At 73.0% G+C, this 21,604-nt stretch carries 16 protein-coding genes and 2 pseudogenes; 10 read left to right on the forward strand and 8 right to left on the reverse strand.

Going from position 1 to position 21,604, the window contains the following annotated elements; genetic code table 11:
• Window positions 1–186: 186 nt before the first annotated feature.
• Window positions 187–1,320, forward strand: coding sequence for a S8/S53 family peptidase (locus ACFQ3T_RS21015; RefSeq protein WP_380725025.1), 1,134 nt, complete (start codon window positions 187–189; stop codon window positions 1,318–1,320).
• Between the two features lie 117 nt (window positions 1,321–1,437).
• Here the strand turns inward: ACFQ3T_RS21015 and ACFQ3T_RS21020 are convergent, their stop codons facing one another.
• The 3 genes from ACFQ3T_RS21020 to ACFQ3T_RS21030 all read right to left on the reverse strand — a co-directional run bounded on the left by ACFQ3T_RS21020 (window position 1,438) and on the right by ACFQ3T_RS21030 (window position 3,371).
• Window positions 1,438–1,881: a hypothetical protein gene (locus tag ACFQ3T_RS21020; RefSeq protein ID WP_380725026.1), complete on the reverse strand. Its 444-nt coding sequence runs from the start codon at window positions 1,879–1,881 to the stop codon at window positions 1,438–1,440.
• Window positions 1,878–2,453, reverse strand: a complete 576-nt coding sequence (locus tag ACFQ3T_RS21025; protein WP_380725027.1) for an RNA polymerase sigma factor — start codon at window positions 2,451–2,453, stop codon at window positions 1,878–1,880. The genes ACFQ3T_RS21020 and ACFQ3T_RS21025 overlap by 4 nt, the downstream gene beginning before the upstream one ends.
• Before the next feature lie 75 nt (window positions 2,454–2,528).
• Window positions 2,529–3,371 (reverse strand): leishmanolysin-related zinc metalloendopeptidase, encoded by an 843-nt coding sequence (locus tag ACFQ3T_RS21030; protein ID WP_380725028.1) that lies wholly within the window; start codon window positions 3,369–3,371, stop codon window positions 2,529–2,531.
• A 92-nt stretch (window positions 3,372–3,463) separates the two neighbouring features.
• On the opposite strand from ACFQ3T_RS21030, the gene ACFQ3T_RS21035 reads away from it, so the two are divergent.
• Window positions 3,464–4,051, forward strand: a complete 588-nt coding sequence (locus tag ACFQ3T_RS21035) for a hypothetical protein (RefSeq protein ID WP_380725029.1) — start codon at window positions 3,464–3,466, stop codon at window positions 4,049–4,051.
• A gap of 69 nt (window positions 4,052–4,120) precedes the next feature.
• Here the strand turns inward: ACFQ3T_RS21035 and ACFQ3T_RS21040 are convergent, their stop codons facing one another.
• Window positions 4,121–5,116 carry a LacI family DNA-binding transcriptional regulator gene (locus ACFQ3T_RS21040; protein WP_380725030.1) on the reverse strand — a complete coding sequence of 332 codons (996 nt, stop codon included), beginning with the start codon at window positions 5,114–5,116 and terminating at the stop codon, window positions 4,121–4,123.
• Window positions 5,117–5,240: 124 nt separating this feature from the next.
• Here ACFQ3T_RS21040 and ACFQ3T_RS21045 point away from each other — a divergent pair, with 124 nt between their 5' ends.
• The 6 genes and pseudogenes from ACFQ3T_RS21045 to ACFQ3T_RS21070 form a co-directional block, all read left to right on the forward strand.
• Complete coding sequence (locus ACFQ3T_RS21045) at window positions 5,241–6,299, forward strand: ABC transporter substrate-binding protein (protein ID WP_380725031.1); 1,059 nt, start codon at window positions 5,241–5,243, stop codon at window positions 6,297–6,299.
• The gene (locus ACFQ3T_RS21050) at window positions 6,299–7,918 is read left to right on the forward strand and encodes a sugar ABC transporter ATP-binding protein (RefSeq protein WP_380725032.1); all 1,620 of its coding nucleotides are present in this window, start codon (window positions 6,299–6,301) and stop codon (window positions 7,916–7,918) included. Before ACFQ3T_RS21045 ends, ACFQ3T_RS21050 begins: the two co-directional genes overlap by 1 nt.
• Complete coding sequence (locus ACFQ3T_RS21055) at window positions 7,915–8,865, forward strand: ABC transporter permease (protein WP_380725033.1); 951 nt, start codon at window positions 7,915–7,917, stop codon at window positions 8,863–8,865. Before ACFQ3T_RS21050 ends, ACFQ3T_RS21055 begins: the two co-directional genes overlap by 4 nt.
• On the forward strand, window positions 8,862–9,836 hold the full coding sequence (locus ACFQ3T_RS21060) for an ABC transporter permease (RefSeq protein WP_380725034.1): 975 nt from the start codon (window positions 8,862–8,864) through the stop codon (window positions 9,834–9,836). The genes ACFQ3T_RS21055 and ACFQ3T_RS21060 overlap by 4 nt, the downstream gene beginning before the upstream one ends.
• A gap of 88 nt (window positions 9,837–9,924) precedes the next feature.
• Window positions 9,925–10,314 carry a discoidin domain-containing protein gene (locus ACFQ3T_RS21065; RefSeq protein WP_380725035.1) on the forward strand — a complete coding sequence of 130 codons (390 nt, stop codon included), beginning with the start codon at window positions 9,925–9,927 and terminating at the stop codon, window positions 10,312–10,314.
• Window positions 10,315–10,730: 416 nt separating this feature from the next.
• A pseudogene (locus tag ACFQ3T_RS21070) lies at window positions 10,731–13,192 on the forward strand (sugar-binding domain-containing protein); the annotation flags it as partial.
• A 169-nt stretch (window positions 13,193–13,361) separates the two neighbouring features.
• On the opposite strand, the gene ACFQ3T_RS21075 reads toward ACFQ3T_RS21070, so the two are convergent.
• The 4 genes and pseudogenes from ACFQ3T_RS21075 to ACFQ3T_RS21090 form a co-directional block, all read right to left on the reverse strand.
• Window positions 13,362–14,180, reverse strand: a complete 819-nt coding sequence (locus tag ACFQ3T_RS21075) for a phytanoyl-CoA dioxygenase family protein (RefSeq protein WP_380725036.1) — start codon at window positions 14,178–14,180, stop codon at window positions 13,362–13,364.
• Between the two features lie 127 nt (window positions 14,181–14,307).
• Entirely contained in the window at window positions 14,308–16,605 is a 2,298-nt protein-coding gene (locus ACFQ3T_RS21080) for an AMP-binding protein (RefSeq protein ID WP_380725037.1), read from the reverse strand.
• Window positions 16,602–19,916: pseudogene (locus ACFQ3T_RS21085) on the reverse strand (amino acid adenylation domain-containing protein); the annotation flags it as partial. The gene ACFQ3T_RS21080 and the pseudogene ACFQ3T_RS21085, both read right to left, overlap by 4 nt.
• 33 nt (window positions 19,917–19,949) lie before the next feature.
• On the reverse strand, window positions 19,950–20,948 hold the full coding sequence (locus ACFQ3T_RS21090; RefSeq protein ID WP_380725039.1) for a TauD/TfdA family dioxygenase: 999 nt from the start codon (window positions 20,946–20,948) through the stop codon (window positions 19,950–19,952).
• Window positions 20,949–21,246: 298 nt separating this feature from the next.
• Here ACFQ3T_RS21090 and ACFQ3T_RS21095 point away from each other — a divergent pair, with 298 nt between their 5' ends.
• Both ACFQ3T_RS21095 and ACFQ3T_RS21100 read left to right on the forward strand, forming a co-directional pair.
• The gene (locus ACFQ3T_RS21095; RefSeq protein WP_380725040.1) at window positions 21,247–21,429 is read left to right on the forward strand and encodes an MbtH family protein; all 183 of its coding nucleotides are present in this window, start codon (window positions 21,247–21,249) and stop codon (window positions 21,427–21,429) included.
• 10 nt (window positions 21,430–21,439) lie between these two features.
• The coding region (locus ACFQ3T_RS21100; RefSeq protein ID WP_380725041.1) for an AMP-binding protein at window positions 21,440–21,604 on the forward strand (165 nt) is incomplete at its 3' end.

Consider the following 21,604-nt stretch of genomic DNA (forward strand, 5'->3'; position numbering starts at 1 on the left):
GCTCCGCGCGGGCCGCCGCGGCCAGCGCCCGCGCCCGGACCGGGTCGCCGAACGCCAGGTCCGCCGCCTCGTAGGCCGTGGCCAGGGCCGACCGTTCCATTTGCGCTCCGACCTGCCGTGGTATCAGCTTGCGGTGACCGGGCATCTGGACTGCGAACCGAGTACCCCGTTCGAGGGAGGCAGCGGATGAGCCGCTACCAGTACCGCGCCGACGAGCTGCTGGTCCACGTCGACGATTGTGGCCTGATCCGATCGGAACTGGCCGGTCACGGATATCGGGCCGCCGACCGCCGCGGTCCCCTGCTGCGGTTCGTCGGCGAACCCGACCGGCGAGCCGTGCCGGACCTGCTGGCCGAACTGCGCGCGCGCCACGGCACGGGCCTGCGCGTGAGCCCGAACCACGTGTTCACGTGCGACCGCATCATCTGGGGCCTGCTGCGGCCGCGCCCGACGGACAAGTCCCTGCCGGAACCGCCGCCGGTCGGCGCCGGCGAGCAGGTGCGGGTGGGCGTGGTCGACGTCGGGGTCGTGGAGCGCGACGGCGAGCCGCACCCGTACCTCCGGGGACGCGTGGAGTACGGCCCGGACGACGTCGACACCGTCGCCCGGGACGCCGAGGGCAACCCGACGGGCTCCGCCGGGCACGGCACGTTCGTGTCCGCCCTGGTCGTCCGGGAGGCGCCGAACGCCGTGGTGCACATGAAGGGCGTGATCGACAAGACGTCCGGCGAGGTCGAGGACCTGGCCGTCGCGGCGGCCGTCGACGCGCTGCGCGCGGAGGGCGTCACGCTGATCAACCTGTCGTTCTCGGGCAGCACGTGGGAGGACAGCGCGCCGAGGGCCATCGAGAACGCCTTGCGGAGGCTGGACTCCGACGTCGTCGTGGTCTGCGCCGCCGGCAACCGGGGCACGTCGGGCGTGCAGTTCCCGGCGGGCACCGTGCTGCGCAGGGAGCGCGTCGAGGACCCGGAGCCCGCGAAGGTCCTCGCGGTGGGCGCGGCGACCCCGGATGACGAACCGGCGGTCGCGGCGTTCAGCGGGTACGGGCCGTGGGTCTCGGTCTACGCGAGCGGCGTGGACGTCGTCGGCCCGTACTTCGAGCCGGGCTACCCGGAGGGGTACCACGGCTGGGCGATCTGGAGCGGCACGTCGTTCGCCGCCGCCACCGTCACCGGCTGGATCGCCGCGCGCATGGGCGACGGCCGGACCGCGCGTGCCGTCGCGGACGAGCTGCTGGCCTCGCCGCCGGGGAAGGTCGAGGTCTTCGACGTCAACGGTCCCAGGGACGTGCCGTTCGTGAGAGGGCTCGGGAGCGCCTGACCGCCCGGCCCGGCTGATCCCCTTCGCTTGGCTCGACCTCGCCGATCGCAGCGGGACTGGCGGCCTTACGTGGTCGCCAGTCCCGATCATCACGCCCCGGCACCGATCTCCCGGCCGCTACACCGAAGTCCAGCGGGTCACGACCGCCGTCCCGTCGACGGCGGTCACCCGCACGCGGGTCGCGCCGCGCGGTAGCCCCGACGCGACGAACCAGCCCTCCTCGTCGATCGGCGCGGCGCGGCGCTCGCCCGCCACCTCCACCACGGCCTCGCCGGACGCCCCGGACACCAGGCCGCGCAAGGACACCAGACCGCCCGCGTACTCCACCTGCAGCTCCACCGACACCCCGGCGCCCTCGAACGACAGCAGCCGCACGTCGTCGTCCGCCGCGCGGACCTGCCCGCCCGCGAGCAGCTCCGAGTCCGCCACCAGCTCCGCCAGCTCCTCGTCCACCCGCCGGGTGGACAGGGCGGCCTGCGCGCCACGCGTGACGAGGTCCGGCACGGGGTCCACCGCGGCCGCGGCACGCCGCAGGCGCTCCAGGAATTCGTCGTCGTTCACGACCGGTCCTCCGTCCAGTCCGCGCCGAGCAACGCGTCGTCGCGCACGAGTTCGCGCAACCGACCCAGGCAGCGCTGACGCGTCGGGCCGATGCTGCCGACCGGCATGTCGAGTGCGGCGGCCACCTCGGCGTACGCGGGCGGCGGTGAGGCCATCAGCACGCGGAGCAGGCGTTGGCAGCGTTCCGGCAGGGCCGCGAGGGTCCGCCACAGCGCGGCGTCGCGCTCGTCGGCCAGGATCGACTCGTCCGGCGCGGGTCCGGGGTCGGGCAGCTCGTCCAACGACTCGTCGTCGCCGGCGCGCCGCTGCCTGCCCGTGCGCCTGATCAGCTGGAGGCACTCCCGGCGGACCGTCGTGGCCAGCCACGACGCGAGCCGCTCCGGGTCGTCGATCCGGTCGAGGTGCTCGACCAGCCTGACCCAGGTCGTCTGCACGACGTCCGCGGCGTCGGCCTCGCCCAGCCGGTAGCCGCGGGCGATGGACCACAGGAGGCCGTTGTACCGCTCGACCAGCGTGTTCCACGCCCCCTGGTCCCCACCCGCGGCTGCCGCCAGCACTGCCGTGACGTCCACGTCGCCCTCCGCTCGACCGGCCCAGGTTACTGACCGGCGGGGCCGGGGGCAGCGCGTCCGGCGAGGTGTCGCCCGTCAGCGCGCGTCGAGGCTCGCCGCGGGCAGGACGACCGGCGTGGGCCGCGCGACGTCGTGGCCCGGCGGGGCCTCGGCGAGGAGCGCCGCGACGGTCGACGGCGTGGGCAGCGCGTAGTGGTCGGCGGCGTCCACGTCGACGGCGTAGCCGAAGTCGCCGAGGGCGGCCGCGGTCAGGCGGCTCAGCGGGTTGCCCGCGTCGCCGACGAAGCCGGTCATCAGCTCGTCGCCGAACACGCGCTCGCGCCAGTGGCCGTCGGCCGTGCCCGGACCGCCGGTGTTCTCGACCGGGACCGGCTCGTCGGACGTGCCGCCGCGCAGCTTGCGGTACTCGGCGATCGCGCCCGCGCCGGTGAACCGCGGGTCGGCCGTGCCCGCGCCGGTGATCAACCCTTTCAGGTCCCACAGCGTGCCGATGCCCAGCACGTGGCCCATCTCGTGGGTGATGACGTCGCCGAGCACGCCCGTGGCCTCCATCCGGGCCAGGTCGGCGGTGTCGAACCGCATCACGCCCTTGACGGGGGTGAACGCCGACGGGCCCGCCTCGCGCGGCCGCACGTGCGTCGGGCCCGCCATGCCCAGGACCTTGCCGGGGCCGTCGATGTCCCGCCCCTCGGCCAGGATCAGCACGTCGTCGACGACCTCGCCGTCCACGAGGACGTCGGGCAGGTCGCCCACGATCACCTCCACCCAGAGGTCGGCGGCGGCGGCGAACGCGGCCATCTGCGTGTCGCTCAGCCCGCCGAGGAAGCGGACGGCGATCGTGAACGGCGAGGTGGTCGCGGCCAGCGACTTCGCGCGGCCGGCGTCCGCCCGCGCCTGGCACAGCTCGTGGTCGGTCATGGTTCGGTCCTCCAGGGTTCGGCGACTCCACCACTCGATGCCGGCGCCCGACCGGGTGATACCGGCGGTCGCCGTCGCCTACGCTCGTCGCCGTGGACGTTTCGCCGTGGGGGCAGCTCACGCCGGAGGAGGTCCGGCGGCGGGTCCGGCGGGGGAGCCCGCTGACGCTCCCGGTCGAGTCCGCTGTGGACATGTCCGAGGTGTCCGGGGTGGCACGGGCGCTGCGGGCGGCGCTGCCGGACGACCTGCACGTCATCGCGTCCCCGGGCGGGCCGGGCGGCGGACCGCGGCTCGTGGTGCTGCGCCTCGTCGCCGAGGCGGAGGCGGTGCGGCTCCGCGGCGACCTCGACCGGCTCGTCACCGAGTTCCGGCACCGGGCCGGAGCGCTCGTCGCACGTCTCCACGCCACCGCGGACAGCGCCGGGCACGACGGTGAGGTCGAGGAGTTCGGCGCCACGTGGACGGCGGACGAGCACGGCGAGCACTGCCGGTTCGAGAACGTCGTGACCGGCGAGGTGGTCGAGGCGAGCGTCGACGACCCGGACGCGGTCGACCCGTACTTCCTGCTCCTGTTCGCGCAGACCTCTCACCGCCACAACGCCGTCCACACCGCGTGCGTCGAGGGCTTCCACGACATGGTCCGCCTGCTCGACCTCGCCGGGGTGACCCGGTCGCGGTGAGGTTCGCGGGACGTGCGAACGCGCTCGACCCCGTCCGGTCGGCGGTGAGGTGGCCGTTCCGGCTGGGGGTCAGCCGGCGGTGCTCTCCCTGACCACCAGGCGGAACGGGGTGCGGATGTCCTCGGGTGGCAGGTCGGACGTCTCGACGCGCCGGCGCAGGAGGTGGACGGCGGCCTCGGCGATGGCGGCCTTGTCGGGGGCCACGGTGGTCAGCGACGGGCGGCCGTAGGCGCCCTCCTCGGTGTTGTCGAAGCCGACCACGGCGATGTCCTCGGGCACGCGGAGGCCGCGTTCGGCGGCCGTGCGCAGGGCGCCGACGGCGAGCAGGTCGTTGAAGCAGAACACCGCGTCCGGCGGGTCGGGGAGGGCCGCCAGCGCGGCCATGGCCTCCGCGCCGTCGCGGCGGTGGTAGTTCAGGGCGGTCGCCACGAGGTCGTCGCGCGGCGGCAACCCGGCCGCGGCGAGAGCCGACCGGTAGCCCTGGAGGCGTTGCGCGGCCGTGTCGCGGTGCGGGTGCGCGCCGATGGCGGCGATCCGCGTGCGCCCCAGGGATGCGAGGTGCCGCACGGCCTCTTCGGAGGCCCGTACGTTGTCGATGCCCACGCGGTCGAGCGGCAGGTCCACGGTGTGCTCGCCGAGCATGACCACGGGGATGCCCGGCGCGAGCGCGGCGAAGTCGCCTTCCATCAACGCTTCTGGGCTCACGATGGCGCCGTCGATCAGGTGGGCGCCGAGGGACGCGAGGGTCGCGCGCTCGCCCTCGCGCGTGCCGAAGGTCTGCTCGATGAGCACGTTCCACTCGTGGGCCTGGGCGGCGCGGAGCACCAGGGCGGCCAGCTCGGCGAAGTAGGGGATGTCCAGTTCCGGCAGCACCAGGGCCAGGAAACCGGTGCGACCGCGCCGCAGGTTGCGCGCGCCGAGGTTGGGCCGGTAGCCGGTCGCCACCAAGGCCTCCTCGACCCGGCGGCGGTTCTCGGCTTTGACGAACGCGTGGCCGTTGACCACGTTGGACACCGTTTTCACCGACACGCCCGCGAGCGCGGCGACGTCTCTCAGCGTGGCCAACCACTGCCTCCATCCGACGACGGTGCTGCGGGATGCTAGCGACCGGATGCTTTACAACGTTGTATCAACGATGTAAAAAGCGACACGTGACGCGAGTCACGTACACCCGGATGAGGAGCACCCCATGCCACAGTTAATCCGCGCCGCTGCCGCCGTGGCGGCGGCGGCCCTCCTGATGACCGCCTGCACGGCACGCGAGAACCAGAGCGCCACGGGCGGCAGCGCGGGGCCGGCCGCGTCGGCCGCGGCCACCCAGTCGTCCGGACCCGGTTGTGCCCGCGAGCAGATCGGCTACCCGAAGGTCGACGTCAAGGACGCGATCATCGGCTTCTCGCAGTCGGAGAAGGAGGCCAACCCGTTCCGCATCGCGGAGACGCAGTCGATCAGGGACGAGGCGGCCAGGCTCGGCGTCCCCGCCGACAAGCTCCTCGTCACCAACGCTCAGAGCGACCTGAACAAGCAGATCAGCGACATCAAGTCGCTGCTGGACCGCGGCGCGCAGTTGCTCGTCGTCGCGCCGCTGAACTCCGACGGCCTCCAGCCCGCCCTGGACGCGGCCAAGGCCAAGAAGGTCCCGGTGATCACGGTCGACCGCAAGGTCAACTCCAAGCCGTGCGCGGACTACCTGACGTTCATCGGCTCGGACTTCGTCGACCAGGGCAAGCGCGCCGCCGAGGCGATGGTGAAGGCGACCGGCGGCACGGGCAAGGTCGCGATCCTGCTGGGCTCGTCGGGCAACAACGTGACCACCGACCGCACCAAGGGCTTCAAGGACAACATCCCCGCGGGTCTGCAGGTCGTGGCCGAGCAGACCGGCGAGTTCGACCGCTCCAAGGGCCAGGCCGTGATGGAGCAGCTGATCCAGTCCAACCCGGACATCACCGCCGTGTACGCGGAGAACGACGAGATGGGCATCGGCGCGGTCACCGCGCTGCGCGCCGCGGGCAAGACGCCCGGCAAGGACGTCAAGATCGTGTCCGTGGACGGCACGCGCAACGCCGTGCAGCTCGTCGCGGACGGCGCCTACAACGCCGTGATCGAGTCCAACCCGCGCTTCGGCCCGCTGGCGTTCCAGACGCTGCAGGAGTTCGCCGATGGCAAGGCCATCCCGGAGACCGTGATCATCTCGGACGACCAGTACGACGAGGCCAACGCCGCCGCGAAGCTGGGGAACGCGTACTGATGGTGCTGGAAGTCGTCGACGTCACCAAGGAGTTCGTGGGCGTGCGGGCCCTCGACCGGGTGTCGTTCAAGCTGGAGCCGGGGGAGGTGCACGCCCTGGTCGGCGAGAACGGCGCCGGCAAGTCCACCCTCATCAAGGTGCTGACGGGCGTGCACCGCCCCACCTCCGGCACGCTGCTGCACCGCGGCGAGCCCGTCGTGTTCACCCGGCCGGTCGACGCGCAGCGAGCCGGGATCTCCACCATCTACCAGGAGGTCAACCTCGTCCCGCTGATGAGCGTGGCGGGCAACCTCTTCCTCGGCCGCGAACCGCGCCGGCGCGGGCTGGTGGACTGGAAGCGGATGAACGCCGACGCGGCCGGGGTGCTGGCGGGCTACGGCATCCACTCCGACGTCCGCCGTCCACTCGGGACGCTCGGTGTGGGCGCCCAGCAGATGGTCGCGCTGGCGCGGGCCGTGGCGACCGAGGCGGACGTGGTGATCATGGACGAGCCGACGTCGTCGCTGGAGCCGCGCGAGGTGGAGACGCTGTTCTCCGTCGTCGAGCGGCTGCACGAGCGCGGCATCGCGATCGTCTACGTCAGCCACCGCATGGACGAGCTGTACCGGATCTGCGACCGGGTCACGGTGCTGCGCGACGGCAAGCACGTGCACACCGGCCCGTTGGCGGACCTGTCCCGGCTGGAACTGGTGTCGATGATGCTGGGCCGCAGCGTCGGCGACATCCGGGAGCACGGCGCCACCGCGTTCGGCGTGGACCACCACGCGGGCCGCGAACCCGTGCTGGAGGCGAAGGGCCTCACCAGCGGCACCCGGCTGAGCGACGTGTCGGTGTCCATCCGGCCCGGCGAGGTGGTCGGCCTGGCCGGGCTGCTCGGCTCCGGCCGGTCCGAAACGGCGCGCGCGATCGTCGGCGCGCTGCCGCTGGACTCCGGCACCGTGCTGGTGGGCGGCGCCGCGCTCGGCCCCGGCGTCCCGAACGCGATGCGCGCGGGCGTCAACATGCTCGCCGAGGACCGCAAGGCCGAGGGCATCATCCCGAACCTGTCCGTGCGGGAGAACATCGTGCTGGCCGCGTTGCCGCAGCTGTCCCGCTTCGGCGTGGTCAGCCGCGACCGGCAGGACAGGATCGTCGACACGTTCGTCAAGCGGTTGCGCATCAAGGTGTCGAGCCCGGAGCAGAAGGTCTCCGAGCTGTCCGGCGGCAACCAGCAGAAGGTGCTGCTGGCGCGGTGGCTGTGCACGCAGCCCAAGGTGCTGCTGCTGGACGAGCCGACCCGCGGCATCGACGTCGGCGCCAAGGCCGAGGTGCAGGCGTTGATCGACGAGCTCGCGCAGGAGGGGTTGGCCGTGCTGCTGATCTCCTCGGAACTGGAGGAACTGCTGGACGGCGCGGACCGCCTCGTGGTGCTCAAGGACGGCGCGGTGGTGGGCGAGCTGGTCGGCGACCAGCTGACCCAGGACAACGTGCTCGCGGCGATCGCCTCCGGGGACGCGGCGGCCGGGGAGTCGAGGGCAGGGGAGTCGAGGGCAGGGGAGTCGAGGGCAGGGGAGTCGACGGCCGCGGAGTCGACGGCCGCGGAGTCCAAGGCCGGGCGGTCAGGTGAGGGGGAGTCATGACGGCCCTCGCGCTCGACCGCCGCCGCCTGGCGCGCTGGTTGCAGGACTACGGCGTGTACGCCGCCGTCGTCGCCCTGCTGCTGTTCAACATCGCGTTCACGGCGAACTTCATGACCGTCGGGAACTTCCGCACCCAGCTCATCCAGGCCGCGCCGGTGTGCATCGTCGCGCTCGGCATGGCGCTGGTCATCGGCACGGAAGGCGTGGACCTGTCCGTGGGCGCGGTGATGGCGCTGTCCGCCGCGCTCATCCCGCTCTACCTGGGGTACGGCCCGCTGCCCGCCGTGGCCATCGCGATCGTCGCGGGGCTCATCGCGGGCATGTTCAACGGTGTCCTGGTCGCCTACCTCGGCATCCAACCCATCGTGGCGACACTGGCGCTGCTCGTCGGCGGGCGCGGGCTCGCTCTCGTCATCGCCGAGGGGCGGCTCACCCAGCTGCACGACCCGACGTTCCTGTGGCTCGGCACCGGGGACGTGCTCGGCATCCCGGTCAGCGTGGTCATGGCCGGCGTGTTCGCCGTGCTCGTCGCGCTCCTGATGGGGCGGACGACGTTCGGGCGGCAGCTCGTCGCGATCGGCGGCAACCGGGCGGCGAGCGCGCTGGCCGGTCTCCCGGTCAAGCGCACGCTCCTGAGCGTGTACGCCATCTGCGCCGTGCTCGCGGCCGTGGCGGGGGTGCTGTCCACCGCCCGGCTGTCGGCGTCAGACCCGGCGGACATCGGCCTGCTCATGGAGCTGTCCGCCATCACCGCCGTGGTCGTCGGCGGCACGCCGCTGACCGGTGGCCGCGTTCGCGTCCTCGGCACCGTCATGGGCGCGCTGCTCATGCAGCTCGTCCGGGCCACCCTGATCAAGCACAACCTGCCCGACTCGACCGCGCAGATGGCGCAGGCCGCCATCATCGTCGGCGCGGTCTACCTGGCGCGTGAGCGGAGCAACCGATGACGGTCGACACACGGGTTCGCCGGGCGTCCTGGGTGAGCGTGCTGCAACGCCAGGGCGCCGCCGTGGCCCTGGCGTTGATGGTGGTGGTCGCGTGGATCTCCTTCCCGCGGTTCGGCAGCCCGGACAACCTGCGGGACATCGCGTTGCAGAGCGCGTTCCTGGCCGTGATCGCGCTGGGCATGACGTTCGTGATCATCACGGGCGGGATCGACCTGTCCGTCGGCTCGGTCTACGCGCTGGGCGGGGTGCTCGCCGCGTACGGGTCGCAGTGGGGCTTCCTCGCCGCGCTCCTGCTGCCGCTCGTGGTGTGCGGGCTGATCGGGCTGCTCAACGGGCTGCTCGTGGCGAAGACCGGCATGGCGCCGTTCATCGTCACGCTCGCCACCCTGCTGCTCGCCCGCGGCCTGCTGCTGGCGATCACCAGCGAGGGCTCCACCACGTACCGGATCGCCGACGGCTCGGCGTTCCTGGAGCTGGGCCGCGGCACGATCCTCGGCTTCGGCTACCCGGTGTTCCTCGCGGCCGCGCTGTGCGTGGCGGGCGGCATCCTGTTGCGCCGCACCGCGTTCGGGCAGTCGGTGTTCGCCGTCGGCGGAGCGGAGCAGTCGGCGCTGCTCATGGGCCTGCCGGTGGCCCGGACCAAGGTCCTCGTCTACGTGATGTCGGGCGTGCTGTCCGGCTTCGCGGGCGCGATGACGGCCGCCTACCTGCAGTCCGGCGTCACGGTCATCGGCGTCGGGCTGGAACTCGACGCCATCGCCGCCGTGGTCATCGGCGGCACCCTGCTGACCGGTGGCATGGGCACCGTGCTCGGCACCGTCATCGGCGTCGGCCTGCGCAACGTGATCCAGAACGTGATCAACCAGATCGGCACGCTCGACAGCAACTACCAGTCCGTGGTCAGCGGCGCGTTCCTGCTCGTGGTGGTGGTCCTCCAGCGCTCGCTGTCCCGGACCGCCGACCGAAGATGACCGCCGACCCCGGATGACCGCGAGACCCGAGCCGACCGCCGCCGGACACGCCGTGCCCCGTCCACCCTGCCACCCGGAGCCACCGACCGTGACCGCTCTCCCGACCAGGCTCGCCACCGCCACCGCCACCGCCGCCGCCACCGCCACCGCAGCCGCCACCGCCACCGCAGCCGCCCTGCTGGCCGCGGGCGTGCTGCGGGTGGACCTCAGCTCGGTCAAGCCGATCACCCGGTTCGAGGTCGCGCACGCCCAGGCCGGCGGCGAACCGGCTGGGTTCAACACCAGGGCGTTCAGCGTCTCGGTGTCGAACGACGGCGCCACGTGGACGAAGGTGGTCGGCGTGGCCGACAACGGCGCGGCCACCACGGTCCGCCCCGTCGGCGGCGTGTCGGGCCGGCACGTCCGGCTCGACGTCCGAGCACCCGCCGGGAACGGCGACAGCGCCACCCGAATCTACGAACTCCGCGCCTTCGGCTGAGCCCGACAATCGAACACAACCCCGTGTGCCGCGCCTTCCCCTGCTTCCGAAGGAGTTCCATGCGTCGCCTCCTCGCCCCCGTGGCGGTCGTGCTGGCACTGGCGGGCGGCCTCGTGGCCGTCCCCGCCGCGTCCGCCGCCGTCGTGCCCAAGACACCGCCGCTCACCACACCGTGGACCGGCCAGGTGTCCACCACCAACCCCCTGCCCGAGTACCCGCGCCCGCAGATGACCCGCACCGACTGGCAGTCGCTCAACGGCGAGTGGGAGTTCCTGAACCCGGCCACGGACGGGGCGGGCAACGTCAACCGGAACGCGGCGCCGCCGCTGGGCCAGACGCTGCCCGAGCGCGTCCTCGTGCCCTACCCGATCGAGTCGGCGCTGTCGGGCATCATGCGCAACGACAACCGCGACCTGATGTTCTACCGGCGCACGTTCACCGTGCCGCCCGCGTGGAACGGCCGCCGCGTCCAGCTGCACTTCGGCGCGGTCGACTACGAGGCCACGGTGTGGGTCAACGGCACGCAGGTCACCACCCACCGCGGCGGCTACGACCGGTTCGAGGTCGACATCACCCCGCAGCTCAACGGCGGCACGAACGAGATCGTCGTGCGCGTCTACGACCCGACCGACGGCCGCGGCGAGAAGCAGCCCGTCGGCAAGCAGGTCAACAACCCCAGCGGCATCTTCTACACGCCGTCGTCCGGGATCTGGCAGACGGTGTGGCTCGAACCGACCCCGACGTCGTCCATCTACTCGGTCGACATCTACCCGAACCTGGCGAACAACACCGCCCGGGTGCGGGTCTTCACCCGCGGCGACGTCACCGGGCACACCGTCTTCGCCGAGGCGCTGGCCGGCCCGACCGTCGTGGGCACGGCCACCGGCGGCTTCACCGAGTTCTCCGTGCCCGTGCCGAACGCCCGGCGCTGGTCGCCCGACGACCCGTTCCTGCACGACCTGCGCGTCTCGCTGCGCAACGCGTCCGGTGGCACCGTCGACCAGGTCGTCAGCTACTTCGGCATGCGCGAGGTCGGCACGAAGATGGTCAACGGCGTGCTGAGGCCGACCCTCAACGGCGAGTTCGTGTTCCAGGTCGGCACGCTGGACCAGGGCTTCTGGCCCGACGGCCTGTACACCGCGCCCACCGACGCGGCCCTGGCGTTCGACCTGCAGAAGCACAAGGACCTCGGCTTCAACATGGTGCGCAAGCACATCAAGGTCGAACCGGCGCGCTGGTACTACCACGCCGACCGGCTCGGCCTGCTCGTGTGGCAGGACGTCCCGTCCACGCCCGCGTTCGACGCGAACCGCACGGCCGCCCAGATCGCGCAGTTCGAGACCGAGGCGCGCGAGATCGTCGACGAGCACCGGTTCTCGCCCGCGGTGGTCGCCTACGTGCCGTTCAACGAGGGCTGGGGCGAGTGGAGCCTCACCGACACCCGGCGCGTCACCACCGAGCTGAAGAACTACGACCCGACCCGGCTCATGAACGCGCACAGCGGCTACAACTGCTGCGCCTCCAAGGGCGACCCCGGCACCGGTGAGATGATCGACTGGCACGTCTACACCGGCCCGGACGCGCCGCGGCCCTCGGCGACGCGGATCTCCGTGCTCGGCGAGTTCGGCGGGATCGGGCTGCGCAACCCCGGCCACGAGTACAGCCCCAACGGCCAGTTCTTCGCCTACGAGCAGGTGTTCAGCCAGGCGCAGCTCAACGACCGCTACACCGGCATGGTGCGCGACGTGCGGCAGCTGATGACCACCAAGGGCGTCTCCGCGTACGTCTACACCGAGATCACCGACCTCGAAGGCGAGTACAACGGCCTGTTCACGTACGACCGGCGCGTGCAGAAGGTGGACACCGACCAGCTGCGCGCCGCGCACGCCGACCTGATCAACGCCTCGCGCAACCTCAACTCCCCGGTGCCCCTCACGCTCGGCCACGTCCGGTCGTTCCGGGTGACGACGCCGGGCTTCACCGACCGGTACCTGCGGCACGCGAACTCCCTGGCCCGCACCGACGTCATCACCACCGGCAGCGCCGACGGCGCCCGCAAGGACGCGTCGTACCGGACCGTGGCCGGCCTGGGCGACGCGCGTTGCTACTCGTTCGAGTCGGTCAACTCGCCGGCCGGTACCTGCGGCACGCCGACAGCCGGGTCCGCCTGGACGCCGACACCGGAGGGTCGTTCGCGGCCGACGCCACGTGGTGCGCCCGGACCGGGCTCGCGGCCGGCGGCACGTCGTTCGAGTCGCTGAACTTCCGCGGCTCCTACCTGCGCCACTACGCGGACAACGTGTACCTGGCCCGCAGCGGCGGCCCGAACGCCTGGGACACCCCCACGAGCTTCGCCGCCGACGCCACCTGGAACGTGGCCGACCCGGCGCTGTGGCGCAGTTCCGTGCAGCTGGCCACGAACGTGCGCCAGTCGTTGCGGGTGACCACGTGGGGCTACACCGACCGGTACCTGCGGCACTCCGGCGGCCTGGCCTACACCGAGGTCGTCAACAGCGGCAGCAGCGCGCTGCTCAAGGCCGACGCCACGTACACGGTGCGGCGCGGGCTGGCCGACTCGTCGTGCTACTCGTTCGAGTCGGTGAACTTCCCCGGCCAGTACCTCCGGCACGCCGACAGCCGCGTGCGCAACTCGCCGGACGACGGCTCGGCGCTGCTCCGCGCCGACGCCACGTTCTGCGCGCGGCCGGGCGTCGGCGGCACCGGCGTGACGCTCGAGTCGATCAACCTGCCGGGCTCGTTCCTGCGGCACTACGACTCGCAGGTCTACATCGCGTCCGGCGGCGGCGACTCCGGCTTCAACCGGCCGCAGACAGTCACGGCCGACAGCAGTTGGACCGTGGCCGCGCCCTGGGCGCCCTGATTGGGAGGGGGCCGTGGTGGTCACCCGTGGGTGACCACCACGGCCCCCGTCAGGCCGGCAGGTGGTCGGCGGCGCGGTGGTCGGCGTGCGGCACGACCGGGGCCGAGTCGGCGGTGGACGTGCCGGACACAGCTCGGCGCTCGGGGGTCCGTCGCGCCCGGTCGGGCTACTCGGCCGCGCCCATCACGAGACCTTCGATGGTGTGCTTCTGCACCAGCGGTTCGAGCCGGTCGACCACCCGGCACCCGAGGTGCGCGCGGACCTCGTCGGGCAGCCGCTCGTAGTACGCGCGGCTGACCACCAGGTCGTTGCGGTCGTTGTCGACGCCGGCGGCGGCCATCCCGAGGACCAGCACGGGACGGGAGGACTGCGACCGGTTGGGCGTGCCGCGGTGGATGGTCAGGGCGGAGCGGGCGGAGATGTCGCCGCGTTGCGGCATCTTGCGCTGGGCCAGCTCGTGGTAGCGCGGGTAGTGCGACTTCGGCGGGAACATCCCGTGGTCGAACTCGGCGCCGTCGTCCCACTGCGTGCCGGGCGCGATCTCGAACGGCCCCATCTCGGGGACCGTGTCGACCGTCGTCACGTTGAACGCCAGCGACGTGAGCCGGCGGTCCTCCACGGTCTCCTTCGGCGCCGGGAAGTCCCGGTGCCACGGCTGGGCGACCGCGCCGGGCAGCGGCACGTCGAAGCCGGTCTCGACGACCTGGTAGTCCGGCCCCAGCACCGCCTCGGCGACGGCGACCACCCAGGGGTGGGTCACCAGGTCGACGAAACCCCGGAGCCGTTCGGGGTGGATCTCGACGTAGTAGCGGTTCGGGCCGCGGCCGATCGCGCCGTCCGGGCGTTCCAGCGCTTCCCGGAACAGCTCCTCGACGTCCTCGCGGAGGCGGTCGGCCCACTCGGGCGGGAACGCGCCGCGCAGCGCGATGATGCCGTCCTCGTAGAGACCTCGGGCCAGGGCGTCAGGGTCGTGGGTGCCGGTCATGACCACCTCTTCCGGGCAGGGCGGAACGGACTGCCGTCAGCGGACCACTGTCGGACCTACAGTCGTAGCGCACCTTTCCAACGTTGTAAATACGGGAGGGCCGTCCGGCGCGGCCCGACCCGCGCCGTCAGCCCAGCATCTCCGCGAGCTTCCTCCGGTCCACCTTGCCCATCGCGGACACCGGCAGCTCGTCCACCGCGACCAGGTGCGCGGGGATCATGTACTCCGGCAGCGACCTCGCCAGCTCGGCCCGCACGTCGTCCGGCGCGGCGCCGCCACGCGGCACGTAGAAGGCGGCGATCTCCGGCCCGTGCGCGCCCGACGATGCCACCACCGCCGACTCCTCGACCATCGCCTCGCACCGGTTGAGCGTCGCCTGCACCTCGCCCAGCTCGATCCGGTAGCCCCGCACCTTCACCTGGTCGTCCACCCGGCCGAGGAACCGCATCGTGCCGTCGGGCAGCCAGCAGGCGCGGTCGCCGGTGCGGTACATCCGGTCCTCGCCGGGGCGGACCACGTCGGGCAGGAACTTCCGCGCCGTCAGCTCCGGGTCGCCCTCGTACCGCGCGGCCACGCACTCGCCCGCGATGTACAGGTCGCCCGCCACGCCGACGGGACACGTGCGCAGCTGCTCGTCCAGCACGTAGTACCGGGCGTTCTGCATCGGCCGGCCGTACGGGATGCTGGGCCAGTCGGGGTCGACGGTCGTGACCGGGAAGTGGTTGGACCACACCGTGCACTCGGTCGCGCCGCCCAGCGCCACCACCAGCGCCGACGGGAACTGCGCGCGCAGCCGGTCCGGCATCGTCAGCGGCACCCAGTCGCCGCTGAGGAAGACCAGCCGCACCGAACGGGACGCCGCGCCCTTGCGCAGCTCCAGGAACGACAGGACCACGGACATGGCCGCGGGCGCGGAGTCCCAGAACGTGACGGGCTCGGCCTCCAGGATGTCGGCCAGGTGGTCGGGGTCGGCGATCAGCCGGTCCTCCACGAGCCGGATCGACCCGCCGGCCGCCAGGATGCCGAACACGTCGTACACCGAGAGGTCGAACGAGAACGACGTGACCATCAGCAGCTGGTCGGCCGACGTCACCTCGTACGTGCGGTTCACCCAGTCGATCAGGTTCACCACGCTGCGGTGGCGCACGGCGACCGCCTTGGGCAGCCCCGTCGAGCCGGACGTGAAGATGGCGTAGGCCAGCGCGTCGGAGTCGATGCCCGCGGCCACCGGGTCGGCGGACCGGCGGTCGACGTGCCAGGCGGTGGTCACCGGCGCGATCGGACCCGGACCGCCCACCCGGAGCAGCACGTCGTAGCGGTGGGCCAGCTCGCCGCGGAACCCGCCGTCGCGCCGGCGGACCTCGACGGAGGCGAACCGGTCGCCGTGCTCGGCCAGCCAGGCGAAGAACGACGGGGGCACGCGCAACCCGCGGTGCTCCTCGTGGTCCGGGTCGATCAGGTCGGCGAGCACGACGGTCCCGCCCTCGCCGAGCACGTCCGCCACCGCGTCCAGCACGTCGACCAGGTAGTCCAGCCCCGGGAAGAACTGCACGGTGCTGGCGAGCACGGCCACGTCGTACCGCCCGCGGGCGTGCCGCGCGACGTCGTGCGCGAAGCCGACGGCGAGGTGCGCGCCGGGGTGCCGCGCCCCGGCCTTGCCGATCGCCACGGGGGACGGGTCGACGCCGGTGTAGTGGGCGACGTGCGGCGCCAGCTCCCGCAGGATGAGACCCGTGCCGCACCCGATCTCCAGCACGCCGCCGGACGGCCCGAGGGCGTCGGTGACGAGACCCGCCACGTGCCGCGCGTACGCCCGGACGTCGTCCTCGGTGTAGCTCCCGGCGGAGTCGCCGCGGTTGAAGCCCGCGGCCACCAGCTCGTCGTCGCTGCCCGCGACCACGTCCCACATCTCGCCGAGCACGTCGGTGTCGAGGCGGTCGGCCCACGGCCGCTCGGCCGGCTCGTCGAAGCACACCACGTGCCGCAGGCCGGGCACGGACCACCGGACGCGCTCGGCCACCGGGTAGTGCGCGCGGTCCACCAGCAGGTACCGCACGTTCAGCGACGTCAGCAGCGTGACCAGGCGTTCGGCGGGCCACCTCGGGTCGAGCGGCACGTACGCCGCCCCCGCCTTCACCACGGCGAGCAGCGCGGTGACGGTCGCCGGCCGGTGGTCGCCCAGCACGGCGACGTAGGCCTGCTCCGGGACGCCGGAGTCCTTCAGGTGCCGGGCGAGCCGGTTGGACGCGGCGTCGAGCTCGCGGTGCGACACCGTCGCGTCGGCGGTCACCAGCGCGGGCCGGTCGCCGTGCCGCTCGGCGGCCTCGGCGACCAGCTGGTGCACCAGGGCGTCCGAGCGGAACTCGCGGGCGGTGTCGTTCCAGCTCTCGTCGGGGAGGACGGCGGTCTGCGGTGAAGCGGTCACGTCAGGCTCTCCGGAGCGGTCGGGGCGCGGTCGCCGGCGGGTCGGGTGGTGACGGGCACCAGGTCGTCGGCCCGCGTGCGGGACGGCTCGCCGGCGGTGTGGGTGTGGTCGGCGGTGTCGGTACGGCCGGTGCTGTCGGTACGGCCGGTGGTGTGGGTGTGGTCGGTGTTGTGGTCGCGGAGGAGGTCCGCGAACCGCCGGGTGACCTCGGCGACGGCGGCGGCGCGGTCGGCGCCCATCGCGGCGGCCTGCGCGTCGAGCAGCGCGGCGGTCGGGTTGGCGCCGGCGGGCGTCCCGTCCACGGGAACCAGCACCACCTCGTGCCCGTCGGCCCGCAGCACGGCGGCCATCTCCCGTGCGATGACGGCCCCGGTCGACGTGCCGGCCAGGTGGTACGGGCCGCGTCGCTGGATCGCGCGGACCCGCGCGACGTACTCGGCCGCCGCCTCGCGCAGCGACGACGCGACCGGGCCGTCGCCGTTCAGGCCGCGCGCCTGCAACGCGTAGACCGGTCGGCCGGGTTCGAGGTGGTCGAGCAGCGCGGCGAAGTGCCGGCCGAGCCCGTCCGCCCCGTGGACGGCGAACAGCGGCGGCAGCTTCCCGTGCAGCCGCAGGGCCACCACCGGCTCGTAGTAGCCGCCGTCCGGCGCCCCGGCGAGCCGGACCAGGTCGGCCACGGTGGACTCGCGCAGCACGTCGCTCAGGACGACCGCGCCGCCGAGCGCGGCCCGGACGCGCGCGGCCAGCTTGGCCATCAGCAACGAGTGCGCGCCCAGGCGCAGGAGGTTGTCGTCCGGCGACACGGACGGCAGCCCGAGCGCGTCGGCGAAGAACTCGCACAGCACGTGCTCGCGGACGCCGTTCGGGGCGCGGCCCGCCGACGTGGCGGTGCGGGGCCGGGGCAGGGCGCGGCGGTCGAGCTTGCCGCTGGGCGTCAGCGGCAGCCGGTCGAGCAGCGTGACCGACACCGGGACCATGTGCTCGGGCAGCCGGTCGCGCAGGTGGTCGAGGAGGTCTTCGACCAGCGCTTCGGGCACCGCCCAGCTCCGCTCCCGCACGACCGGGGCCGGGGCGGGGGCGTCCGGCCGGCGCGCGAACACGTTGACCAGACCGGTGCCGCGCAGCGGGTCGGACAGGTCGACGTCGACGGTGAAGCCCTGGCGCCGCAACAGGTCCAGCACCGCGTCGAGCCGACCGCCTTCGTCGTGCACCTCGGCGACGACCTGGGCCACGCGCGGCCAGTGCTCGGCGCGGACCCCGCGCAGGACCTCCAGCTCGCTCCGCTCGGCGTCGACCTTGAGCAGGTCCACGCGCCGCACGCCGTGCTCGTCGATGACGTCCGAGACCGTGCGCAGCTCGCAGGTCACGCGTGTGGCGCGCAGCCGGTCGGTCAGCAGGTCGGTCAGGTCGGGGGCGGCGACCGCGCCCGCCTCGGAGCCCGCCTCGGCGGCGAGGCCGTTGCGCAGGTACGTCTCCACGACCGCGCGGTCGGCCGCCTCCTCGGCGAACCGGCCGGACATGATCGACAGCTCGGGGTAGTAGGTGAACGTGTCCGTGCCGGCCCGGTCGGCGATGCCGCAGTTGAACAGCCGGGCGTCGACGCCGTGCAGGGCGCAGTTCGCGGACAGCGTGGCGAACAGCTCCGGGATCGGCTCGAAGCAGTAGACCGTCCCTCGTGGACATTCCTGGGAGAGCTGGAGCGCGAAGTACCCGATGTGCGCGCCGACGTCGAACACCACGGCGTCGGGCGGGAGGGTGATGCCGCCGCGCAGGTACTCGCGCCTGGTGAAGATCTCCTCGTGCAGGAACTCGGCCTCGGACCTGCTGCGGCCGAACATCACCACGTCACGGCCGACGCGGTGCAGCGGCAGGTCCGGCGTCGAGCCCTCCGCGGCCCACGTGACCAGGGTGCGCACGGCTCCGGCCCGCGACCCGTCCGGCACGGCGTACGCGACGGGAACCGCCGAACCCGACCCGTCCCGGTGCACCGCGACCGCCGCCCGGGCGACCGCGGGGTGGGCGGCGAGCGCGGACTCGACCTCGCCGAGCTCCACCCGCATGCCGCGGATCTTGACCTGGTCGTCGGCCCGGCCCAGGTACTCCACCGCGCCGTCCGGACGCCTGCGCCCGAGGTCGCCGGTCCGGTAGAGGCGGGCGCCCGGCGGGCCGAACGGGTCGGCCACGAACCGCTCCGCGGTCAGCCCGGGGCGGTTGAGGTAGCCGAGGGCCAGCTGGGCGCCGCCGAGGTACAGCTCGCCCTCGGTCGCCTCGCGCATCCGGTCGTCGAGCACGTGGACCCGCGTGTTCCACACCGGCCGCCCGATGGGGACGACCGGCTCGGCGTCGTCGGGGGAGCAGGAGTGGTAGGTGACGTCCACGGCGGCCTCGGTGGGGCCGTACAGGTTCTCCAGCCGGGCGGAGGAGCCCCGGAAGAACCGGTCGCGGAGTTCGGCCGACAACGCCTCGCCGCTGCACACGACCAGCTCCAGGCTGGGGCAGTCGGCGGCGGACGGCTCGTCCAGGAACACGTCGAGCATCGACGGCACGAAGTGCGCCACGGTGATCCGCTCGGCGCGGATCAGGTCGGCGAGGTACCGGGAGTCGCGGTGACCGCCCGGCCGGGCCACGCACAGCGTCGCGCCGACCGTCAACGGCCAGAAGAACTCCCACACCGAGACGTCGAACGTGCACGGCGTCTTCTGCACGACCCGGTCGCCCGCGGCGATCGGGTACTGGTGCTGCATCCAGACGAGCCGGTTCACGATCGCGCCGTGCTGGACCACCACGCCCTTCGGCCGCCCGGTCGACCCGGACGTGTAGATCACGTACGCGGGGGTGGCCGTGGTGACGCCCGACCGCGCGGGACTCGTGGCGGGCCGTCGGGCCACATCCGCGACGGTGTCCGGTGAGTCGACCGCGACGACGTGCGCGTCCGACGGGTAACGCCCGGCTGCCTGCGCGACCGTCGTCAGCACGGTCACCGGCGCGGCGTCGAGGAGCTGCCGCCGGACCCGCTCGACGGGGTCCGCGCCGTCCAGCGGCAGGTAGGCGGCGCCGGCCTTGTGGACCGCGTGCAGGGCGACGACCAGCGCCACCGAGCGGGGCAGGTCGACCGCGACGATCCCGCCGGGTCCGGCGCCGCGCGCGACCAGCAGGTGGGCCAGGCGGTTGGCGCGCTCGTCCAGCTCCCGGTAGGTGACGACCTCGCCGTCGAAGCGCACCGCCTCCGCGTCGGGCGTGCGGGCGGCCTGCGCCTCGAAGAGGTCCGGCAGCGTCACGGCGGGCACGTCGTGCGCGGTGTCGTTCCAGCCCGGCGTGGGGTCGGTAATCACGGCGTCCCCGGCCTAGCCCGCGACCGGACCGCGGAACGTCGGCCGCACCACGGCCTGGTCGTAGCCGCCGGACCGCTGCTCGGCGGGCCGCGGCCGGTCCAGCCGCACGAGCACGCGCTTGAGCCAGCGGTCCGTGCCGTCGAACCGGGCCCGGTAGGCGGCCCGCCCGTGCACCGCGATGTCGTTGTCCACCAACAGGATGTCGCCCGCCTGGATCGGCACCTCCTCGCTGGAGGCGTCGATCGCCTCGCCGAGCCGGTCGTAGGCCGCGCGCAGCTCGGCGTCGTCGGTGAGGAACCGGGTGTACGACGGGTCGTAGCGCAGGCAGAGGCCGTCGTCGGCGCGCCACACCGTCGCCATGGCGTTCTCGGACAGGTCGCCGCCCACCCAGTCGCCGGGGTAGGAGTCGTCCGGCACGATCACCAGGTCCGGCCGGCTCAGCACCTCCAGGTCGCGCTCGTCGAGCACGACCCGGCGGATGCTCGACAGGAGGCTGCCGACGCGGTCGTGGTTGCGGAAGCACGCCAGCATCAGCAGGTCGGGGCGGTCGGGGTGGAACGCGTCCTCGGTGTGCCAGGCCAGCGCGGTGGTGCTGCTCGCGCCCACCTGCATGTCCTCGTACCCCGCGCTCGGCACGATGTCGTGCACGATGCGCCCGGCCTGCTGCCCGGCCCAGCCGAACACCCGGCCGAGCGACGAGCCGACGAGCACGAGCGCGATGTCCACCGCGCGGGTCGTCTCGCCGCCGCCTTCCTTCCAGTGCAGCGGGGTGGGCCCGGGGTCGCCGAACTCCGCGAGCAGACCGCTCGCCACCGACCAGCCGGTGGTCCGGTCCGGCAGCGCCACCACGTCCGCCAGCGCGGCGGCCAGCTCGTCCGGCACCCGTTCCAGGTGGTCGGTGAGCACCGTGTCGGAGGTCGCGCCGGCCCGCGCCAGCCCACCCGCGATCTCGTGCAGCAACCGGGCGGCGTGGCGCGTCGCGCCGTCGCCGCCGGAGTTCGTCTCCACCACGAGGTCTCCTCTTCGCGCTTCTCCGCGCTCCAGGCGAGTTGAATCCGTCGACCGTGCGGGAATCCGCTGATCGGCGCATTCCTATCAGGCGGCGGTGGTCGCCGGCTATTTCGAAGATTTAATCAGCGACCCACGCTGTTAATGCCTGATTAACACGGCACGGCTGACCTGAGGGTGTTCAGCGGTGCTTCACGGTGGAACCGCGCTGTGAAGCAAGTGAGGGCTTCTCCGTGCCGTCGGGACGCGTCCAAGATGGCATCGGACAGCCGTTCCAGCAGGTGAGATTGGTCGGAGTGCGATGAGCGAATACGTGGTCTTGATCAACGAAGAAGAGCAGTACTCCATTTGGCGAGCCGACCGGCAGCTGCCCGACGGCTGGACTTACGCCGATTTCACGGGAAGCCGCCAGGAGTGCTTGGACCACGTCGACCGGGTGTGGTCGGACATGCGACCGCGCAGCATCCGGGAAACCGCCGAATAGGGCTGTGACAATGGCGATCCTGCACGAACTCGTCTACCGGCAGGCGGCGCGCACGCCGGACGCGGTCGCGGTGACCACCGCGGGCGTCGACGTGACCTACCGCGAGCTGTGCCGCCGGGCCGACCACGTCGCCGCGCGGTTGCGCCGGCTGGGCGCGGGCCCGGAGTCGCTCGTC

Origin of the sequence: Saccharothrix hoggarensis (assembly GCF_042678885.1) — a bacterium.
Lineage (GTDB): Bacteria > Actinomycetota > Actinomycetes > Mycobacteriales > Pseudonocardiaceae > Actinosynnema > Actinosynnema hoggarensis.

Excerpts from the sequence above, each read along its gene's own strand:
- ACFQ3T_RS21030 (WP_380725028.1), bottom strand. The coding sequence starts at position 3,371 with ATGACCGACCACGAGCTGTGCCAGGCGCGGGCGGACGCCGGCCGCGCG.
- ACFQ3T_RS21095 (WP_380725040.1), top strand. The coding sequence starts at position 21,247 with ATGAGCGAATACGTGGTCTTGATCAACGAAGAAGAGCAGTACTCCATT.
- ACFQ3T_RS21060 (WP_380725034.1), top strand. The coding sequence starts at position 8,862 with ATGACGGTCGACACACGGGTTCGCCGGGCGTCCTGGGTGAGCGTGCTG.
- ACFQ3T_RS21075 (WP_380725036.1), bottom strand. The coding sequence starts at position 14,180 with ATGACCGGCACCCACGACCCTGACGCCCTGGCCCGAGGTCTCTACGAG.
- ACFQ3T_RS21050 (WP_380725032.1), top strand. The coding sequence starts at position 6,299 with ATGGTGCTGGAAGTCGTCGACGTCACCAAGGAGTTCGTGGGCGTGCGG.
- ACFQ3T_RS21055 (WP_380725033.1), top strand. The coding sequence starts at position 7,915 with ATGACGGCCCTCGCGCTCGACCGCCGCCGCCTGGCGCGCTGGTTGCAG.
- ACFQ3T_RS21045 (WP_380725031.1), top strand. The coding sequence starts at position 5,241 with ATGCCACAGTTAATCCGCGCCGCTGCCGCCGTGGCGGCGGCGGCCCTC.
- ACFQ3T_RS21015 (WP_380725025.1), top strand. The coding sequence starts at position 187 with ATGAGCCGCTACCAGTACCGCGCCGACGAGCTGCTGGTCCACGTCGAC.